Source organism: Polynucleobacter sp. MWH-UH23A, from assembly GCF_040409805.1.
Classification (GTDB): Bacteria; Pseudomonadota; Gammaproteobacteria; order Burkholderiales; family Burkholderiaceae; genus Polynucleobacter.
The window spans coordinates 1,043,941-1,060,456 of the sequence record NZ_CP099572.1 but is presented as its reverse complement, the minus strand read 5'-3'; the positions used below and the strand labels follow the sequence as shown (position 1 = coordinate 1,060,456).

16 protein-coding genes are annotated in these 16,516 nt (G+C 45.1%); 11 read left to right on the top strand and 5 right to left on the bottom strand.

The window, feature by feature from the left end:
* Window positions 1-52 precede the first annotated feature (52 nt).
* Together NHB35_RS05555 and NHB35_RS05550 are read right to left on the bottom strand one after the other, a co-directional pair.
* Window positions 53-1,228 (bottom strand): VWA domain-containing protein, encoded by a 1,176-nt coding sequence (locus NHB35_RS05555; protein ID WP_353431401.1) that lies wholly within the window; start codon window positions 1,226-1,228, stop codon window positions 53-55.
* Between the two features lie 27 nt (window positions 1,229-1,255).
* The gene (locus NHB35_RS05550; protein WP_353433402.1) at window positions 1,256-2,098 is read right to left on the bottom strand and encodes a MoxR family ATPase; all 843 of its coding nucleotides are present in this window, start codon (window positions 2,096-2,098) and stop codon (window positions 1,256-1,258) included.
* Between the two features lie 224 nt (window positions 2,099-2,322).
* On the opposite strand from NHB35_RS05550, the gene NHB35_RS05545 reads away from it, so the two are divergent.
* The gene (locus tag NHB35_RS05545) at window positions 2,323-2,688 is read left to right on the top strand and encodes a cytochrome c (RefSeq protein WP_353431400.1); all 366 of its coding nucleotides are present in this window, start codon (window positions 2,323-2,325) and stop codon (window positions 2,686-2,688) included.
* Between the two features lie 13 nt (window positions 2,689-2,701).
* Window positions 2,702-3,055, top strand: a complete 354-nt coding sequence (locus tag NHB35_RS05540) for a cytochrome c (RefSeq protein WP_353431399.1) — start codon at window positions 2,702-2,704, stop codon at window positions 3,053-3,055.
* Window positions 3,056-3,127: 72 nt separating this feature from the next.
* Here the strand turns inward: NHB35_RS05540 and NHB35_RS05535 are convergent, their stop codons facing one another.
* The gene (locus tag NHB35_RS05535; RefSeq protein ID WP_353431398.1) at window positions 3,128-3,766 is read right to left on the bottom strand and encodes a GntR family transcriptional regulator; all 639 of its coding nucleotides are present in this window, start codon (window positions 3,764-3,766) and stop codon (window positions 3,128-3,130) included.
* Window positions 3,767-3,860: 94 nt separating this feature from the next.
* On the opposite strand from NHB35_RS05535, the gene scpA reads away from it, so the two are divergent.
* From scpA to NHB35_RS05495, 8 genes are read left to right on the top strand one after another with little or no spacing between them, the layout of a single operon-like run.
* Window positions 3,861-6,047 carry a methylmalonyl-CoA mutase gene (gene scpA, locus NHB35_RS05530; RefSeq protein WP_353431397.1) on the top strand — a complete coding sequence of 729 codons (2,187 nt, stop codon included), beginning with the start codon at window positions 3,861-3,863 and terminating at the stop codon, window positions 6,045-6,047.
* A gap of 24 nt (window positions 6,048-6,071) precedes the next feature.
* Window positions 6,072-7,097, top strand: coding sequence for a methylmalonyl Co-A mutase-associated GTPase MeaB (gene meaB, locus NHB35_RS05525; RefSeq protein WP_353431396.1), 1,026 nt, complete (start codon window positions 6,072-6,074; stop codon window positions 7,095-7,097).
* Window positions 7,098-7,107: 10 nt separating this feature from the next.
* Window positions 7,108-8,640, top strand: coding sequence for an acyl-CoA carboxylase subunit beta (locus tag NHB35_RS05520; RefSeq protein ID WP_215315318.1), 1,533 nt, complete (start codon window positions 7,108-7,110; stop codon window positions 8,638-8,640).
* A gap of 14 nt (window positions 8,641-8,654) precedes the next feature.
* Window positions 8,655-10,691, top strand: a complete 2,037-nt coding sequence (gene accC, locus NHB35_RS05515; RefSeq protein WP_353431395.1) for an acetyl-CoA carboxylase biotin carboxylase subunit — start codon at window positions 8,655-8,657, stop codon at window positions 10,689-10,691.
* A gap of 16 nt (window positions 10,692-10,707) precedes the next feature.
* Complete coding sequence (locus tag NHB35_RS05510; RefSeq protein ID WP_353431394.1) at window positions 10,708-11,175, top strand: VOC family protein; 468 nt, start codon at window positions 10,708-10,710, stop codon at window positions 11,173-11,175.
* A gap of 33 nt (window positions 11,176-11,208) precedes the next feature.
* Window positions 11,209-11,937 (top strand): tRNA (adenosine(37)-N6)-threonylcarbamoyltransferase complex dimerization subunit type 1 TsaB, encoded by a 729-nt coding sequence (gene tsaB / locus NHB35_RS05505; RefSeq protein WP_353431393.1) that lies wholly within the window; start codon window positions 11,209-11,211, stop codon window positions 11,935-11,937.
* A 2-nt stretch (window positions 11,938-11,939) separates the two neighbouring features.
* The gene (rimI, locus tag NHB35_RS05500) at window positions 11,940-12,467 is read left to right on the top strand and encodes a ribosomal protein S18-alanine N-acetyltransferase (RefSeq protein ID WP_353431392.1); all 528 of its coding nucleotides are present in this window, start codon (window positions 11,940-11,942) and stop codon (window positions 12,465-12,467) included.
* Entirely contained in the window at window positions 12,464-12,991 is a 528-nt protein-coding gene (locus NHB35_RS05495) for a hypothetical protein (protein ID WP_353431391.1), read from the top strand. Before rimI ends, NHB35_RS05495 begins: the two co-directional genes overlap by 4 nt.
* Window positions 12,992-13,020: 29 nt before the next feature.
* Here NHB35_RS05495 and lplT read toward each other — a convergent pair whose 3' ends face one another.
* The gene (lplT, locus tag NHB35_RS05490; protein ID WP_353431390.1) at window positions 13,021-14,340 is read right to left on the bottom strand and encodes a lysophospholipid transporter LplT; all 1,320 of its coding nucleotides are present in this window, start codon (window positions 14,338-14,340) and stop codon (window positions 13,021-13,023) included.
* Window positions 14,341-14,413: 73 nt separating this feature from the next.
* Between lplT and alr the strand changes: the two genes are divergently transcribed.
* Window positions 14,414-15,514, top strand: coding sequence for an alanine racemase (alr, locus tag NHB35_RS05485; protein WP_353433401.1), 1,101 nt, complete (start codon window positions 14,414-14,416; stop codon window positions 15,512-15,514).
* Window positions 15,515-15,610: 96 nt separating this feature from the next.
* Here the strand turns inward: alr and NHB35_RS05480 are convergent, their stop codons facing one another.
* Window positions 15,611-16,498, bottom strand: coding sequence for an outer membrane protein assembly factor BamD (locus NHB35_RS05480; RefSeq protein ID WP_353433400.1), 888 nt, complete (start codon window positions 16,496-16,498; stop codon window positions 15,611-15,613).
* Window positions 16,499-16,516: the final 18 nt, after the last annotated feature.

Genomic DNA, 16,516 nt, shown 5'->3' with positions numbered 1-16,516 from the left:
CGGTTAGGGTTTCATCAGATGCAAATATTACTGGTAATTTGTCAGAGACAAGTTATTTAGATAGTTGACGCATTGCTGTCTCTAAGCCGTTTAAGGTGACAGGGTACATGCGATCTTTCATAAGTTTTTTCATGATGTCGATGGATTGACGATATTCCCAGATGGATTCAGGTTCAGGATTGAGCCACGCAAAGTGCGGAAAGTGATCCAAGAGTCGATTAATCCATACTGCGCCAGCTTCTTTGTTGTTATATTCAACTGAACCATTGGGACTGAGGATCTCATAAGGAGACATTGTGGCATCACCCACAAAAATCAGTTTATAGTCAGGCCCGTATTTATTAATAATGTCCTGCGTGGCTGTCACTTGGTCTCTGCGCCGTCGATTGCTTTGCCAGAGATTTTCATAAATACAGTTATGAAAATAATAGTGCTCTAAATGTTTGAACTCTACTTTGGCTGCGGAAAATAACTCACCAATACGCTGAATATGATCATCCATTGAGCCACCGACATCCATGAGCAACAATACCTTGACTTGGTTATGGCGTTCTGGCCGCATCTGAATATCCAGCATGCCTGCGTTTGCTGCAGTTGAGTGAATTGTTTTTTCAAGGTCGAGCTCTAGTGCCGAGCCCTGGCGAGCAAAGCGACGTAAACGCCTTAAAGCCACTTTAATATTTCTGGTGCCAAGAGCTAGGTTGCTGTCGTAATCTTTAAATTCACGAGCTTCCCAAACTTTAATAGCAGTGCGATTACCTGCGCTGTCGCCGCCAATACGAATGCCCTCTGGGTGATAGCCGCTATGTCCAAAAGGCGATGAGCCGCCAGCGCCAATCCACTTATTGCCACCCCCGTGCCATTCTTTTTGTTCTTTGAGCAATTCTTCAAGTCTTTTTCTGAGTGCCTCGGGGCCGCCTAGCTTTTGTAAAGCCGCTTTTTCTTCTTCGGATAAAACTCGCTGTAATTTTTTTTCCAGCCAATCGACAGGAATATCTGGCGATAGGGCGATGATTTGCTCGACCCCTTTAAAGTAGTTACCAAATACTTGATCAAAGCGATCAAAGTATTGCTCATCTTTGACCAGCGTCATGCGTGATAGTTGATAAAACTCATCCATTGATGGGGCTATCACCCCTGTCTTTAGTGCTTCTAATAAAGTTAAGAACTCTCTCACAGAAACAGGCACTTTGGCCTCTTTCAACTTGAGAAAGAATGAGATTAACATTTCTCTAGTCTATTTTTTAGCGGGTATTTAGCGATGATTGCGATTCATCATCACTAAACGCTCAAAAAGATGAATGTCTTGTTCATTCTTGAGTAAAGCGCCATGTAGAGGGGGCACCACAATTTTTTCATCTTGTGAGTGGAGGGCCTCTGGTGGAATATCCTCCGCGAGCAAGAGCTTCAACCAGTCAATCAATTCGGAGGTGGATGGCTTCTTCTTTAGTCCTGGTAATGCGCGGATTTGATAGAAGGCTTTAAGAGCAGCATCTAGAAGATCTTGTTTGATATTGGGATGATGTACATCCACAATGCTTTGCATCGTATTTGCATCTGGAAAACTAATGTAATGAAAGAAACAGCGACGCAAGAAAGCATCTGGTAATTCTTTTTCATTATTGGAAGTAATAATGACAAGAGGGCGGTGCTTTGCTTTTATTAGCTCGCGGGTTTCATATACATAAAACTCCATTCGGTCAATTTCACGTAAGAGATCATTTGGAAATTCGATATCTGCTTTATCGATCTCGTCAATGAGCAGTACAGTGGGATGATCTGCTTCAAATGCTTGCCATAAGACGCCTTTTACAATGTAGTTGCGAATGTCTTTAACTTTTTCATCGCCTAACTGAGAGTCACGCAGACGACTAACAGCATCGTACTCGTAGAGCCCTTGCTGGGCCTTGGTGGTAGATTTGATGTGCCATTGCAACAGTGGCATCTTGAGGGCGGATGCCACCTCTTCTGCCAGCATTGTTTTGCCTGTTCCTGGCTCCCCTTTTATGAGAAGTGGGCGCTGTAGCGCTATTGCTGCATTTACAGCCAGCTTCAGGTCATCTGTTGCCACGTATTGCTGGCTTCCATCAAAGCGCATTGAGGGTTTAGGGTTGCTAGTCTTGTATGCTGAGGTCATTTCGGACAATCAAAATCTGTTATGTGGGGTGTTCCAGTATAGGTAAATGGCGTTCAATTTTCAGTATTTCTACTGATTTTTGACGCCGAAGGGCCAAAAGCATGACCCAAATGCGGGTCGAATAGGTCACTCTCCGCTATACTCTCCCCAGTTGATTTAAATCAAACTCATAAATACTGATTTCTATGAAAAAACTCTCAATTCTTTCTAAATTGCTCGTCTGTGCTGGTCTGGCGTTTGCTGGATTTGCGGCTCAGGCCGATGAAGTTAAAGGTAACGCTAGTGCTGGTAATGGCAAGGTATGGCTTTGTGTAGGTTGCCACTCAATTCCTGACTACCGTGCTGACTATCCATTGGTTTACAGAGTTCCGATGTTGGGCGGTCAGAATGCTGCATATATTGCTTCTGCTTTAGCGGCATACAAAAAAGGTGAAAGAAAACACCCGACAATGCGCTCCATCGCAGCTAGCTTGTCTGATCAGGACATGGCTGATATTGGCGAGTACTATGCTGCGCAAACTGCCAGCTCACCGAATAACCCATTGAAGTAATAGAGGCGCCTTTATGAAATTTGCACTAATTACAGCAGCATTGCTTTCTGGTATTGGTTTGGTAAATGTGGCAAATGCTACAAGCGTTGATAAAGGAAAGGCTTTGGTAGAGAAAGCGAATTGCGCTTCATGCCACGGCGCCGGCTTAAATGCCCCGATCTTGCCTGCGTATCCTAAATTAGCTGGTCAATATCCTGATTACATCTATTACGCATTAAAGGCTTACAAGGTAGGCAATGGCAACGCGCAATATGGACGCAATAACGCAGTAATGGGCTCTCAGGTTCAGTCTTTAACTGATGCTGATTTGCATGATATTGCAGCTTATATAGCTTCATTGCCGGGGAACTTTGTTATCAAGAAGTAGGTTTTCCCATAACTTCATGCGAAAAGGCTTGGGTAATTTTCCAAGCCTTTTTTCTTTGTATACATCAAAGTACTATCTGAGCGCCTCTAATCCGCGCTCCATATGTTTTCTCATTGCCACTTCGGCGCCTGTTTGATCGCGCTTTAAAAGCGCTTTAAGTATTTCTCGATGCTCAAGCAAGGAGTTTTGTAGTCTTCCTGTGCTGGTTAGTGAATCGCGACGATGTAGTTTGAGAACTTTTCTCAAATCTGCAATGACGCCATTCATCCAGCGATTGCCTGCAATTTCTTGAATAAGTTCGTGAAATTTTCCATTGATTTCAAAAAATTGTTCTATATCCCGATCGGCGGCGGCTTTTTCTAAGCGGTGATGCCAATAGTCGAGTTGATTAAGCTCTTCCTCGGTAGCCTTAATTGCTGTTTGTTTGGCTGCTTCGCCCTCTAGCAAGGAGAGGATGGTAAAGATCTGCTCAAGATCATTTCTAGCTATTTCTGTTACATAAGCGCCACGACGCATTTTGATCGTCACCAAACCTTCAGAAGCGAGAACTTTGATTGCTTCCCGCATTGGGGTGCGACTAATCCCAAACTGGTCAGCAAGGCTTTGCTCATCAAGCCAGCTACCTGGGGCTAATTGTTTGGCAAATATCTGCTCCCGAAGCTTGTCTGCGACGTCTTCGTACAAGGGTCTATTATTCAGTTTTGTATTCATAATTATGAATACATGATAACTAGACAAATGACAAATAGTCAAGCAGAATTACAGAATCTTATATGCAATGCAACAAAAAACTAGGGAGTGTTTTGTGAGTTCAGAAAAGAAAAATCCATCCAGCAAAGAATGGCCATCATTTCCAGATGTGAGTTTAGATTCTTGGAATAAAGCTGCGCAAAAGTCAGCGCCTAATGGTGATGTTAATCAGCTTGGCTGGAAAACTCCCGATGGAATTCATTTAAAAGCACTCTATACGTCTGCAGATTCAAAAGACCTTAATTACAAAGATACATTGCCAGGTTTTGAGCCATTTGTTCGTGGGCCACAAGCAACGATGTATTCAGTACGTCCTTGGACCATTCGTCAGTATGCTGGTTTTTCAACGGCCGAAGAATCAAATGCTTTTTATCGCAAAGCTTTGGAGGCTGGAGGACAAGGCGTTTCTGTTGCATTCGATTTGGCAACCCATCGCGGTTATGACTCCGATCATCCTCGTGTAACGGGTGACGTTGGTAAGGCTGGTGTGGCGATTGATTCTGTAGAGGATATGAAAATTTTGTTTGACGGAATCCCGTTAGATAAGGTTTCTGTGTCGATGACCATGAACGGAGCGGTTCTGCCAGTGCTGGCTGGGTACATTGTTGCAGGTGAGGAGCAGGGCGTTAAGCAAGAGCAATTGTCTGGAACGATTCAGAACGATATTCTGAAAGAGTTCATGGTGCGTAATACCTATATTTATCCACCAGAGCCTTCAATGCGAATCATTGGCGACATTATTGAGTACACCGCCAAGAATATGCCTAAGTTCAACTCGATTTCTATTTCGGGTTATCACATGCAAGAAGCGGGCGCCAATCAAGTATTGGAGCTGGCGTTTACATTGGCTGACGGTAAGGAGTATGTCAAAACTGCTTTAGCAAAAGGATTGGATGTTGATGGTTTTGCTGGTCGCCTTTCATTCTTTTTTGCGATCGGTATGAACTTCTACCTTGAAGTAGCTAAATTGCGCGCGGCACGCTTATTGTGGTGGCGCATCATGAAGTCCTTTGAACCTAAAAATCCAAAATCATTGATGCTACGAACCCACTGTCAGACATCGGGCTGGTCTTTGACGGAGCAAGATCCTTATAACAACGTTGTGAGAACGACTGTTGAGGCGATGGCTGCAGTATTTGGTGGCACACAGTCTTTGCATACCAATTCTTTAGATGAGGCAATTGCCTTACCTTCCGAATTCTCAAGCCGTATTGCCAGAAACACCCAGCTCATTTTGCAAGAAGAAACCCATATCACCAGCGTAATCGATCCATGGGCCGGCTCATACATGATGGAGAGTTTGACTCAAGAGATGGCTGATAAAGCTTGGGAGATTATTGAAGAAGTTGACGCAATGGGTGGCATGACTAAGGCTGTTGAAAGTGGTTGGGCTAAGCTCAAAATTGAAGCCGCTGCTGCTGAAAAACAGGCGAAGATTGATTCAGGTTCTGATGTGATCGTTGGGGTAAATAAATATAAGCTGGCCAAAGAAGATCTTGTTGATGTATTGATGATTGATAACGACAAGGTTCGTGATGGACAGGTTGCTCGCCTCAAAGATATCAAAGCGAAGCGTGACAGTAAAAAAGTACAGGCTGCATTAGATGCTTTAACCAAGGCTGCTGAAGAAGGCTCAGGTAATTTACTAGAGTTATCTGTCAACGCAATTCGTCTGCGTGCAACAGTTGGTGAGGTCTCAGATGCATTAGAAAAAGTTTACGGGCGCCATCGCGCCGATACTCAAAAGGTGACCGGAGTGTATGCTGCTGCTTATGACTCAGCTGAGGGCTGGGCAAAATTACAAACAGAAATTGCAGATTTTGCAAAAGAGTTTGGTCGTCGTCCACGTGTGATGATTGCTAAGCTTGGTCAAGACGGCCATGATCGTGGCGCAAAGGTGGTTGCAACCGCTTATGCCGATCTTGGCTTTGATGTGGATATTGGTCCTCTATTTCAGACTCCAGAAGAGTGCGCGCGTCAGGCGATTGAGAATGACGTTCATGCATTAGGCGTTTCAACCTTAGCGGCTGGTCACAAGACTCTTGTTCCAGCAATTATTGCTGAACTGAAAAAACAAGGTGCTGACGACATCATTGTCTTTGTTGGTGGAGTTATACCAAGACAGGATTATGAGTTCCTGTATGAGGCTGGCGTTAAAGGCATCTACGGTCCAGGTACACCAATTCCTGCTTCAGCCAAGGATGTGCTTGAGCAAATCCGTAAATCTGTAAAACCTACTTAATACGATCTAGGCGAGATAGGCAAGATGATCGAGGCAGTTGATCAGGCTTTGGTAAATGACCTCACCAGCGCCCCGTCGCTAAAGCAGCGAAGGGCGTTGGCAAAAGTCATTACATTGCTTGAGTCGACTCGACTAGATCATCGCAAACGCGCTGACGAAGTGCTTAATGCTCTACTGCCAAAAACAGGGAAGTCATTCCGCTTGGGTATTTCTGGTGTTCCAGGTGTTGGTAAGTCCACCTTAATTGAATCTCTTGGCCTGTATTTGATTGAGAAAGGTCATCGGGTTGCAGTTCTCGCAATTGATCCCTCATCAAGTTTATCCGGCGGCTCTATTTTGGGCGACAAGACTCGAATGGAGCGACTTTCTGTTTTAGAAAATGCGTTCATCCGTCCAAGCCCATCATCTTTAACCTTGGGTGGTGTAGCAGAAAAAACCCGCGAAGCCATGCTGGTGGCTGAAGCCGCTGGTTTTGATGTGGTGATTGTTGAAACTGTAGGTGTAGGTCAAAGCGAGATAGCGGTAGCGGGCATGACGGATATGTTTTTGCTACTTCAGTTACCTAACGCTGGAGATGATTTGCAAGCGATCAAGAAGGGTGTCATGGAAATCGCTGATTTGATTGTCATTAATAAGGTAGATATCGATCCTGATGCAGCAATGCGTGCGCAACTCTTTATTACTAGCTCATTACGTTTGTTAGGCTTTCAAGGCAATCCAGATCACGCCTCGCATGATCTCAATTATTGGCATCCCACGGTAATGACGTTGAGTGCTCTTGAAGGTCGAGGCGTCCCAGAGTTATGGGAAAAGATTTCTCATTTTGAAAAGCTACAGAAGGCAAACGGTAAGTTTGACTCACGTCGTAAGCAACAAGCTGGAGCATGGATGTGGGATCGTATTGATGCGGGTTTAAAGAATGCATTTCGTAGTAATGAGGCGGTGCAAGCGCTTCTACCAAATTTAGTTGCAGAAGTTAATCAAGGAACCATGGCGCCTTCAGTTGCGGCAAGACGCTTATTGGAGTCCATGGGTCATGAATTTTTCTAAGGAGTAGGTAATGAAGGAAATCATTCAACAACTAGAGGCAAAGCGTGAGCTAGCGCGCCTTGGTGGTGGGCAAAAGCGTATTCAAGCTCAACACTCAAAAGGCAAGCTAACGGCTCGAGAGCGAATTGAACTATTGCTTGATGCGGGTACATTTGAAGAATGGGACATGTTTGTTGAGCACCGTTGCCACGACTTTGGAATGGGTGATCAGACTGTACCAGGCGATGGTGTTGTCACTGGCTATGGAATGATTAACGGCCGTCTAGTATTTGTGTTCTCTCAGGATTTCACGGTTTTAGGTGGCTCACTGTCCGAGGCGCATGCTGAGAAGATTTGTAAGATCATGGATCAAGCAATGAAGGTGGGTGCCCCAGTGATTGGTTTGAATGACTCTGGCGGTGCTCGAATTCAGGAGGGCGTTGCTTCTTTGGGTGGCTATGCAGAAATTTTCCAGCGTAACGTCACTGCCTCTGGTGTAATTCCACAAATTTCCTTGATCATGGGGCCATCAGCAGGTGGTGCCGTCTATTCACCAGCGCTCACTGACTTCATCTTTATGGTGAAAGATAGCTCCTATATGTTCGTAACTGGCCCAGAAGTGGTTAAAACAGTTACGCACGAAGATGTTACTGCTGAAGAATTGGGTGGAGCTGTCACCCATTCAACTGTATCTGGCGTTTGTGATTTGGCTTTTGACAATGATGTTGATGCCATCATGATGCTGCGTCGCTTCTTCAACTATCTACCTTTATCAAATCGTGAGAAGCCTCCCCTTATCAAAGGTGCAAACCGTACCGAAGAGCCAGATTTCTCTCTAGATACCTTAGTGCCCTCCAACCCGAATCAACCTTATGACATGAAAGAGTTGATAGAGAAGATTGTTGATGATGGCGAATTCTTTGAGCTTCAACCGGATTATGCAAAGAACATCGTCATTGGTTTTGCACGAATGGAAGGTCGCTCAATTGGTATTGTGGCAAATCAACCGTTGGTATTAGCAGGTTGCTTAGATATTAAGGCCTCTATTAAAGCGGCGCGTTTTGTGCGCTTCTGTGATGCCTTCAATATTCCTGTGGTGACATTGGTCGATGTGCCTGGATTTATGCCAGGAACAGCTCAGGAATACGGCGGCATTATTAAACATGGTGCGAAATTACTCTATGCATATGCAGATTGCACAGTACCAAAAGTAACGCTCATTACCCGTAAAGCCTATGGCGGCGCATATGATGTGATGGCTTCGAAGCATTTACGAGGTGATGTGAACTTCGCTTGGCCATCTGCTGAGATTGCTGTGATGGGCCCTAAAGGTGCGGTTGAAATCATTTTCCGTGAAGAGAAGTCTGATCCAGAAAAGATCGCTGCTCGTGAAGCGGAATACAAATCTAAGTTTGCAAATCCCTTTGTGGCAGGTCGTCGTGGATATATTGATGATGTCATCCTTCCGCACGAAACCCGCAAGCGTATCGCTCGCTCTTTAGCGATGCTAAAAGACAAAGATTTGAAGAATCCTGCGCGTAAACACGGCAATATTCCTCTGTAAAGGCGCTGATAAAAATGACTACGAAAATGTTTAAGAAAATTCTGATTGCTAACCGCGGCGAGATCGCTTGCCGTGTGATGAAGACCGCCAAGAAGATGGGTATTAAAACCGTCGCCGTGTATTCAGAGGCGGATAAAGAGGCTCGACACGTACAGCTGGCTGATGAAGCGGTTTGTATTGGGCCAGCTCCATCAAGAGAGTCCTATCTTGTAATGGATCGGATCATACAAGCTTGTAAAGATACCGGTGCCGAAGCAGTTCACCCAGGCTATGGATTCCTCTCTGAGAACGAGCAGTTCGCTAAGCGTTGCGAAGAGGAAGGCATCGTCTTTATTGGACCTAAGCATCAGTCTATTGCAGCCATGGGGGACAAGATCGCTTCTAAGAAACTAGCTCAAGAGGCTAAGGTCAATACGATTCCTGGTTACAACGATGCCATTGACACCAACGAAGAGGCTGTCAAGATTGCTCAAGGTATTGGCTATCCAGTCATGATTAAAGCCTCAGCAGGTGGCGGTGGTAAGGGCTTGCGTGTGGCGTTTAATGACAAAGAGGCTGCCGAAGGCTTTGCAGCATGTAAAACCGAAGCTATGAATAGCTTTGGGGATGATCGCATCTTTATTGAAAAGTTTGTTGAAGGCCCAAGACATATCGAGATACAAATCTTGGGCGATTCTCATGGCAATGTGGTCTACCTCAACGAGCGTGACTGCTCTATTCAACGTCGCCATCAAAAGGTGATTGAAGAGGCGCCATCGCCATTTATCGATCCTGCTACTCGTAAGGCCATGGGCGAGCAAGCAGTTGCTCTTGCTAAAGCGGTTAACTACCAGTCGGCTGGAACAGTAGAGTTTGTCGTCGGCAAAGACAAGTCTTTCTATTTCCTGGAAATGAATACCCGTTTACAGGTAGAGCATCCAGTTACTGAGAGCATCACCGGTCTTGATCTTGTAGAGCAGATGATTCGTGTTGCTGCTGGTGAAAAGTTATCTTTCAAACAAGAGGATGTAAAGCTGGATGGCTGGTCAATGGAGTGTCGTATTAATGCAGACGACCCATTCCGCAACTTCCTGCCTTCTACAGGGCGTCTTGTTAAGTATCGCCCGCCAGAGTCAATCAATGGCGTTCGTGTTGACACTGGTGTGTATGAGGGTGGCGAGATTCCGATGTACTACGACTCTATGATTGCGAAGTTAATTGTGCATGGCAAGGATCGTACAGATGCCATCGAGAAGATGCGTTCTGCTTTGAACGACTTTGTGATTCGTGGCATTCATTCCAACATTCCATTTCAAGCGGCGTTATTACAACACCTACGATTTGTGAATGGCGACTTCACAACGGGCTTTATTGCTGAAGAATATCCAGAAGGCTTTAAGAAGGATTCAGTTCAACCTGCTGACCCCAAACGCTTGGCTGCACTGGCAGCTTTCATGCGTTATCGCTATCTCGAGCATATCAAGATGATTGATGGTCAGTTAGCCGGCCATGAAATGGTTATTGCTAAGAAATTTGTTGTGGTGACTGGCAAAAAAACAGGGTCTATGAATGATCCATATGAAGTTCCAATTCGGGTTGAGCTCAAAGATGGTGTCTATTCAGTATATATAGATGAAAAAGATGGTGTTAGCCGCTATGACATTGTCAGTGATTGGCGTCCAGGACAGATTTGCCTCAATGCAACCATTAATGGCACGCATAAAATCACCGCTCAAGTGGAGCGCAAGGGCGTGAAGTTCTATCTCATCTTAGATGGTGCGCATTATGAGTGTATGGTTCTCAGCCCGCTGGGCGCTGAGCTGCAACGCCGTATGCCAGTGAAACTTCCACCTGATACTTCTAAGCTTGTTATGTCACCTATGCCAGGTTTATTAACTAAAGTTGCCGTTAAGGTTGGCGAAACCGTAACGGCAGGCCAAAAATTGGCCTCAATTGAAGCAATGAAGATGGAAAACACGATTTCTGCTATGCAAGATGGTGTTGTTGCGGAGATCTGTGCCAAAGAGGGCGAAAGCTTGGCTGTCGATCAATTAATTATTCGTTTTGAATAAGAAGGGTTTCGTTTAAATGACAGCAAAGCCTTTTAAGATTCTCGGAATTCAGCAAATAGCTATTGGTGGCGAGAATAAAGATCGCCTTAAGAAATTATGGGTTGATTTATTCGGTTTTGAATATAAGAGCACTTTTGTATCTGAGCGTGAAAACGTAGATGAAGATATTTGTGCAATCGGCTCTGGAGCGCATGAGATCGAGGTTGATCTTATGCAATCCTTGGATATCAATAAAAAGCCAGCAGTGCATCAAACGCCGCTAAATCATATTGGTTTATGGGTTGATGATTTGCCGAAAGCTGTTGAGTGGTTATCGGCAAATGGCCTGCGCTTTGCGCCAGGCGGAATACGTAAGGGTGCCGGCGGCCATGAGATCACTTTTGTTCATCCCAAGGGTAATGATGAGTTTCCGATTGGGGGTGAGGGGGTCTTAATTGAGTTAGTTCAAGCACCCCCAGAAGTGATTGCTGGATTGAGTTCATAATTTGGGTTTTAGCCAACGCAATAAGAGTTCAACTTGAAACGCATATTGGCCATCGACACCTCATCAGCTTGGTGTTCGGTGGCTTTATCTTTAGGTGAGGTAGAGCCTATTTTTAGACATCAGCCGGTAGCGTCTGGTGCTAGTCAGCTGCTTTTGCCATGGATTGATGAATTGCTACTAGATTCAAAGATTGCTATTGCAGATTTGGATGCGATTGCGATTGACATTGGTCCAGGCGCATTTACAGGCGTACGATTAGGGGTTGCTGCAGTTCAAGGTTTGGCGCTTGCTGCAAATCTACCAGTGATTCCGGTTGCTAGCTTAGATGCAATCGCAATGCAGTTGCTATCTAGCCCAAGTTTCCTAAGGGTACGGCCAAATCAATTTGTAGTTGCAGTTGATGCACGCATGGACGAAATTTATTGGGCTAGGTATCAATACGTGTCAACGGATAGCATGTCCCAGAGGCTTGGCGATATCCATTTGAGTGGCCCTGAAGAAATAGACTTAGAAGGCACGCAGTATTTGGCTGGTAACGCTATTCATGCTTACGGCAATCGCCTGTATAGACACCATCAACTGCCTGTAGATCATGTAGAAGCAGATATTGGTGTTTCTGCACTAGGTATTTTGAGCAGTGCAATACCCGCATTGCTCAACGGCAAGCAAATATCCGTTCAAGAGCTAAAACCGCTTTATGTGCGTAATAAGGTAGCTTTAACTACCGAAGAGCGCGAACAGATCTTTAAAAAGAACGCTTAGCAATGACAAACCCAAAGGAAGTTGCCGAGCTTACTTTTATGCCTATGCAAATGGCAGATCTTGATGCTGTATTGGCAATCGAGTCTATTTCTCATATTCATCCATGGACCCGAGGAAACTTTTCCGACTCTCTAGCCGCAGCGCACTGGGCTTACTGCATTAGACCAAGACTTGCAGAGGGTGATGTGGCTCCAGGTACATTTTTAGATTCTCAAGCCTTATGGGCATATTGCATTCTCTATCCTGCGGTGGATGAGCTCCATCTATTAAACATCACAGTCTCGCCAAAATTAAGAAAGCTGGGATTAGGAACTCGAATGATGGAGGCCATCGAGGGTGTTGCGGCTCAGCAAAAGATGCCTCGAATTATCTTAGAAGTGCGACCCACAAATGATCCTGCTTTTGCCCTGTATAAAAAATTGGGATACGAGCAGATAGGCATACGCAAAGGCTACTATCCAGCCAGCCCTGAGACGGGTATTCGGGAGGATGCAATTGTGATGGCGAAATCCATTAAGCTAGAGTCATGAGCAATTTGCACGCAAGCTATTTGAAAGAAATGGGTATTACCGAATGGGTCACAAGAGAGCCAGGACCTTGCGTATCTCCAACTCCTGCGACAAACTCTACAGAAGATAATGCGATCTCACAAACTGTCGAATCATCAGCTCGCGCACATTGGTGGTTCTTTGGTGCTAAGCCTCAGGGTGAAGCGCAATTGCTCTTTCAGAATATCATTCGAGTTTTGGGTCTATCTTCTCAAGAGTGGTCTTGGAAACTCCTTAGTGACGACTTATCCAAGCTCACAATGTCAGAGGATGGGGCGCCAGTAGTTGCGCTTGCATTCGGTGGCCCAGCGGTACAGAAAGTAACGGGTGAGCGCGATCCCTTGCCCCAGTTGCGTGAAACTATTTTGGCCTTAAATACTGGAAATGATGACGAGATTCCAGTAGTAGCCTCTCAAGACCTTGCGCAAGTTGTTGGAAATCCAAAGGAGAAGGCTTTGCTATGGCAAGATTTGTTATTGGCTAAATCAGTTTTACAAAATACTTAGCGCAGAGTTCACTAAAAAGGCGTTGGTTTTTAGTGCTTGTGTTCGCCAATCAAATGCATTGAGTCGTATTCAGCCTGGTTACGAGCATGGCGTTTAATTACGAGCCACATGATTCCGCTGACTGCAAGTCCGAAGCCAATAATGACAGCTTGAACAGGTACATCCAACCAGATCAGTAATGAGTACATCGCTAGCATTGCAAGCACAGAAATATTTTCATTAAAATTTTGTACTGCGATTGAATGACCTGCAGACATGAGTACGTGGCCGCGATGTTGCAGTAAGGCGTTCATTGGCACTACAAAGTAGCCTGCCAACCAGCCAACTAATATTAATAAAGCATATGCTGGCAATAAATTGAGCGTGATCTGTAATTTGCCGATGGTCAACAGTGTTGTATTGGGCAATAAATCAGAGTTGTAGATCGCCATTATGCAGACTACTAAACCCATGGCAATGCCGTAGGGCAAGACATTGAGAGAATTGCGCAACGGTACGCGCCATGCAGCCCATACGGCACCACCAGCAACGCCAACGGCTGAGATGGCTTGTAATATAGCGCCTTGCGATAGATTCATGTGCAGGGCAACTTGAGCCCATTTAATAACAATAAATTGCAGGGTTGCACCAGCACCCCAAAATAGGGTCGTCACAGCTAGGGAGATTTGTCCCAAGCGATCATCCCAAAGTGTTTTGAAGCAAATTGAAAAATCCTTGATGAGTGCTATCGGATTTGTCTTTTGAGATACATAGCGCGCACCAGTATCAGGGATTTTGAGGTTAATGAGAGCTGCAACTACATAAATCATCATGATGATGAGAATGGCTGATTCTGCGGGAGTATCGATGCCAGTATCAAATGTAGGCATATCGAGCGCAAGCAAGCTTTGCGATACCGTGCTGCTAATTAGTACACCGCCTAATACCGTTCCCAAAATGATGGAACCAACAGTTAAGCCCTCAATCCAGCCATTAGCTGCCACAAGTTTTTCAGGTGGCAGTAGTTCAGTCAAAATTCCGTATTTAGCTGGGGAGTAGGCAGCGGCACCTAATCCAACTATGGCATATGACAGTAAAGGGTGCCCACCAAAAAGCATGGTGACGCACCCAATAAATTTAATAGTATTGGTAATGAACATGACATTACCCTTAGGGCGGGAATCTGCAAAAGCACCAACAAATGCTGCAAGTAGGACATACGACAATACGAAGAATAATTTGAGTAAAGGGGTCATCCAGGCCGGAGCGCTGAGCTGGGCCAGAAGGGCAATTGCTGCAATGAGCAGGGCGTTATCAGCAAGCGACGAAAAAAATTGCGCCGCCATAATGATGTAAAAACTACGGTTCATTCGTACAATCTAGTCATTAATACAATTAAAACATGAAAGGAGGGGTAGATTGGGTGCTTCAGCTAATGGCTTGATTAATAGACCAATTTTGGCATCTATTGATACCCAAGCCTTTGCGCATAATTTAAACCGAGTACGTGAACTTGCGCCAGAGTCCAAGATTTGGGCGGTTATTAAGGCTCGTTCATATGGACATTCCTTTGATGCCGCACTAAAGGGTCTCGGTTCCACAGATGGTTTTGCGCTTTTGGATATTCAGGATGCCGTTTGGCTCAGGGAGCATGACTGGCAGGGCCGCATTTTGCTCTTAGAGGGGCTTTTTCATGAGAACGAATTGGATCTTGCGCAAGAGTTACATTGTGACCTAGTAGTTCATTGCGACGCACAAGTGGGCTGGTTAGAGCGATATGCCGACAAAGTCCACAAGCCCATTAATGTTTTTTTGAAGATGAATACAGGTATGAATCGCTTGGGATTTAAGCCTGAAGCCTATAGAACAGTATTTCACCAACTACATGCAGCGGGTTACCGAATGCATCATATGACGCACTTCGCAAATGCCGATCAGGTAAATCAAGAACCAACTGTTGGCAGCCAGCTTGAATTATTTAATCAGACTATACAAGGCCTAGAGGGCTCAATCTCTTTAGCCAACTCGGCTGCGATCTTATGGCACCGCAATGCTCTAGGAGACTGGGTTCGCCCCGGAATCATGCTCTATGGTGCCTCTCCAACCGGTTTGTATGCAGATATTGAGCATGCACATCTGAAACCAGTAATGCAGCTACGCAGTGAAATTATTGATATTCAGGATCTTCGAAAGGGTGATCGCATTGGATATGGAGGACGTTTCTGCGCGCCCGAAGATATGCGTATCGGAATTATTGCCTGCGGCTATGCTGATGGTTATCCGCGACACGCAAAAGACGGTACGCCCGTATGGGTAGGAAATTCTGCTGAGTCTAGCGATGGCCTTATTTGTCCTCTTGTTGGACGGGTATCTATGGACATGTTAACTATTGATTTACGAAATGCACCTCATGCCAAGATTGGCAGCATAGTTGAGTTGTGGGGTGGCAAGGTTCCAGTAGACGAAGTGGCGAGAATGAGTGACACGATCGGTTATGAGTTGCTTTGTGCTGTAGCTCCAAGAGTACCTGTTGCAATCAAATAACTATTTTTCCTTATAACGAGTCAATCAAGGTGCTGAAATAAAAAATCCTCTGTTGAGAGGATTTTTATTTCAAGCTTATAAATCTATTGCGTTGCTTTATTTATTCCAGATTTGCCACCAGCGACGCTCTTTTTGAACTCGTTGACCGGTTTCCATCATCTGACTATCGGGGAAGTTTAATTTGAACACTCGCAATGTGTCATTGCTCAGCTGGGTAAGCCCCAATTTCTCATATGATTTGGTGAGAATATATAAAGCCTCCTCAACCGCTGGAGCCCGGTCGTAATCCTTGATAACCAGTTGGGCCCTGTTTGCAGCAGCTAGATAAGCACCGCGTTGGTAGTAGAAGCGGGCTACGATGACATCAGCTTCGGCAAGCGAGTTAACAATGTAACGCATCCGATCCAAAGAGTCAGGCGTGTATTTACTATTTGGAAAACGCTCAACAACAGTTTTAAAGGACTCAAATGCTTCCTTAGCTGCTTTGGGATCGCGCTCGCTTAAATCCTGGCCCGTAAATTTACCAAGCCAGCCTAAGTCATCGTTGAAAGTAATCAAACCTTTCAGGTAATAAGCGTAGTCTAGGGTTGGGCTACCCTGATGGAGTTTAATAAAGCGATCAATTGCAACTAGGGCTTGCGTTTGTTCTTGGGCCTTCCAATAGCAGTAGGCTGCATTAATTTGTGCTTGCTGAGAATAAGGACCAAATGGGAAGCGTGCCTCGAGTTTGTCAAAGTATTTTCCGCACTTAGCAAAATCCCCATCATTGAGTTTATCGGTGGCTTCTGAATACAGCTTAGACTCCGACCAGATATCTGTATCGTCTTTTTGACCATCGCTACCAGCACAACCCCCCAAAAGAAAAAGGCTGCAAACTACTATGGTTAGTAGTGCAATAGAAACCAAGCTAAATCGAGGGCTTTGTTTTTGTGGGGCAAAAGATCCAGCAAGCCTTAAACTGGCGTCTGATATTGCTCCGGACATAATTGAAAGGCTCTTTAA

Excerpts from the sequence above, each read along its gene's own strand:
- accC (WP_353431395.1), top strand. The coding sequence starts at position 8,655 with ATGACTACGAAAATGTTTAAGAAAATTCTGATTGCTAACCGCGGCGAG.
- NHB35_RS05520 (WP_215315318.1), top strand. The coding sequence starts at position 7,108 with ATGAAGGAAATCATTCAACAACTAGAGGCAAAGCGTGAGCTAGCGCGC.
- rimI (WP_353431392.1), top strand. The coding sequence starts at position 11,940 with ATGACAAACCCAAAGGAAGTTGCCGAGCTTACTTTTATGCCTATGCAA.
- NHB35_RS05535 (WP_353431398.1), bottom strand. The coding sequence starts at position 3,766 with ATGAATACAAAACTGAATAATAGACCCTTGTACGAAGACGTCGCAGAC.
- NHB35_RS05555 (WP_353431401.1), bottom strand. The coding sequence starts at position 1,228 with ATGTTAATCTCATTCTTTCTCAAGTTGAAAGAGGCCAAAGTGCCTGTT.
- NHB35_RS05480 (WP_353433400.1), bottom strand. The coding sequence starts at position 16,498 with ATGTCCGGAGCAATATCAGACGCCAGTTTAAGGCTTGCTGGATCTTTT.
- NHB35_RS05510 (WP_353431394.1), top strand. The coding sequence starts at position 10,708 with ATGACAGCAAAGCCTTTTAAGATTCTCGGAATTCAGCAAATAGCTATT.
- meaB (WP_353431396.1), top strand. The coding sequence starts at position 6,072 with ATGATCGAGGCAGTTGATCAGGCTTTGGTAAATGACCTCACCAGCGCC.
- lplT (WP_353431390.1), bottom strand. The coding sequence starts at position 14,340 with ATGAACCGTAGTTTTTACATCATTATGGCGGCGCAATTTTTTTCGTCG.
- NHB35_RS05495 (WP_353431391.1), top strand. The coding sequence starts at position 12,464 with ATGAGCAATTTGCACGCAAGCTATTTGAAAGAAATGGGTATTACCGAA.
- NHB35_RS05540 (WP_353431399.1), top strand. The coding sequence starts at position 2,702 with ATGAAATTTGCACTAATTACAGCAGCATTGCTTTCTGGTATTGGTTTG.
- NHB35_RS05550 (WP_353433402.1), bottom strand. The coding sequence starts at position 2,098 with ATGCGCTTTGATGGAAGCCAGCAATACGTGGCAACAGATGACCTGAAG.
- NHB35_RS05545 (WP_353431400.1), top strand. The coding sequence starts at position 2,323 with ATGAAAAAACTCTCAATTCTTTCTAAATTGCTCGTCTGTGCTGGTCTG.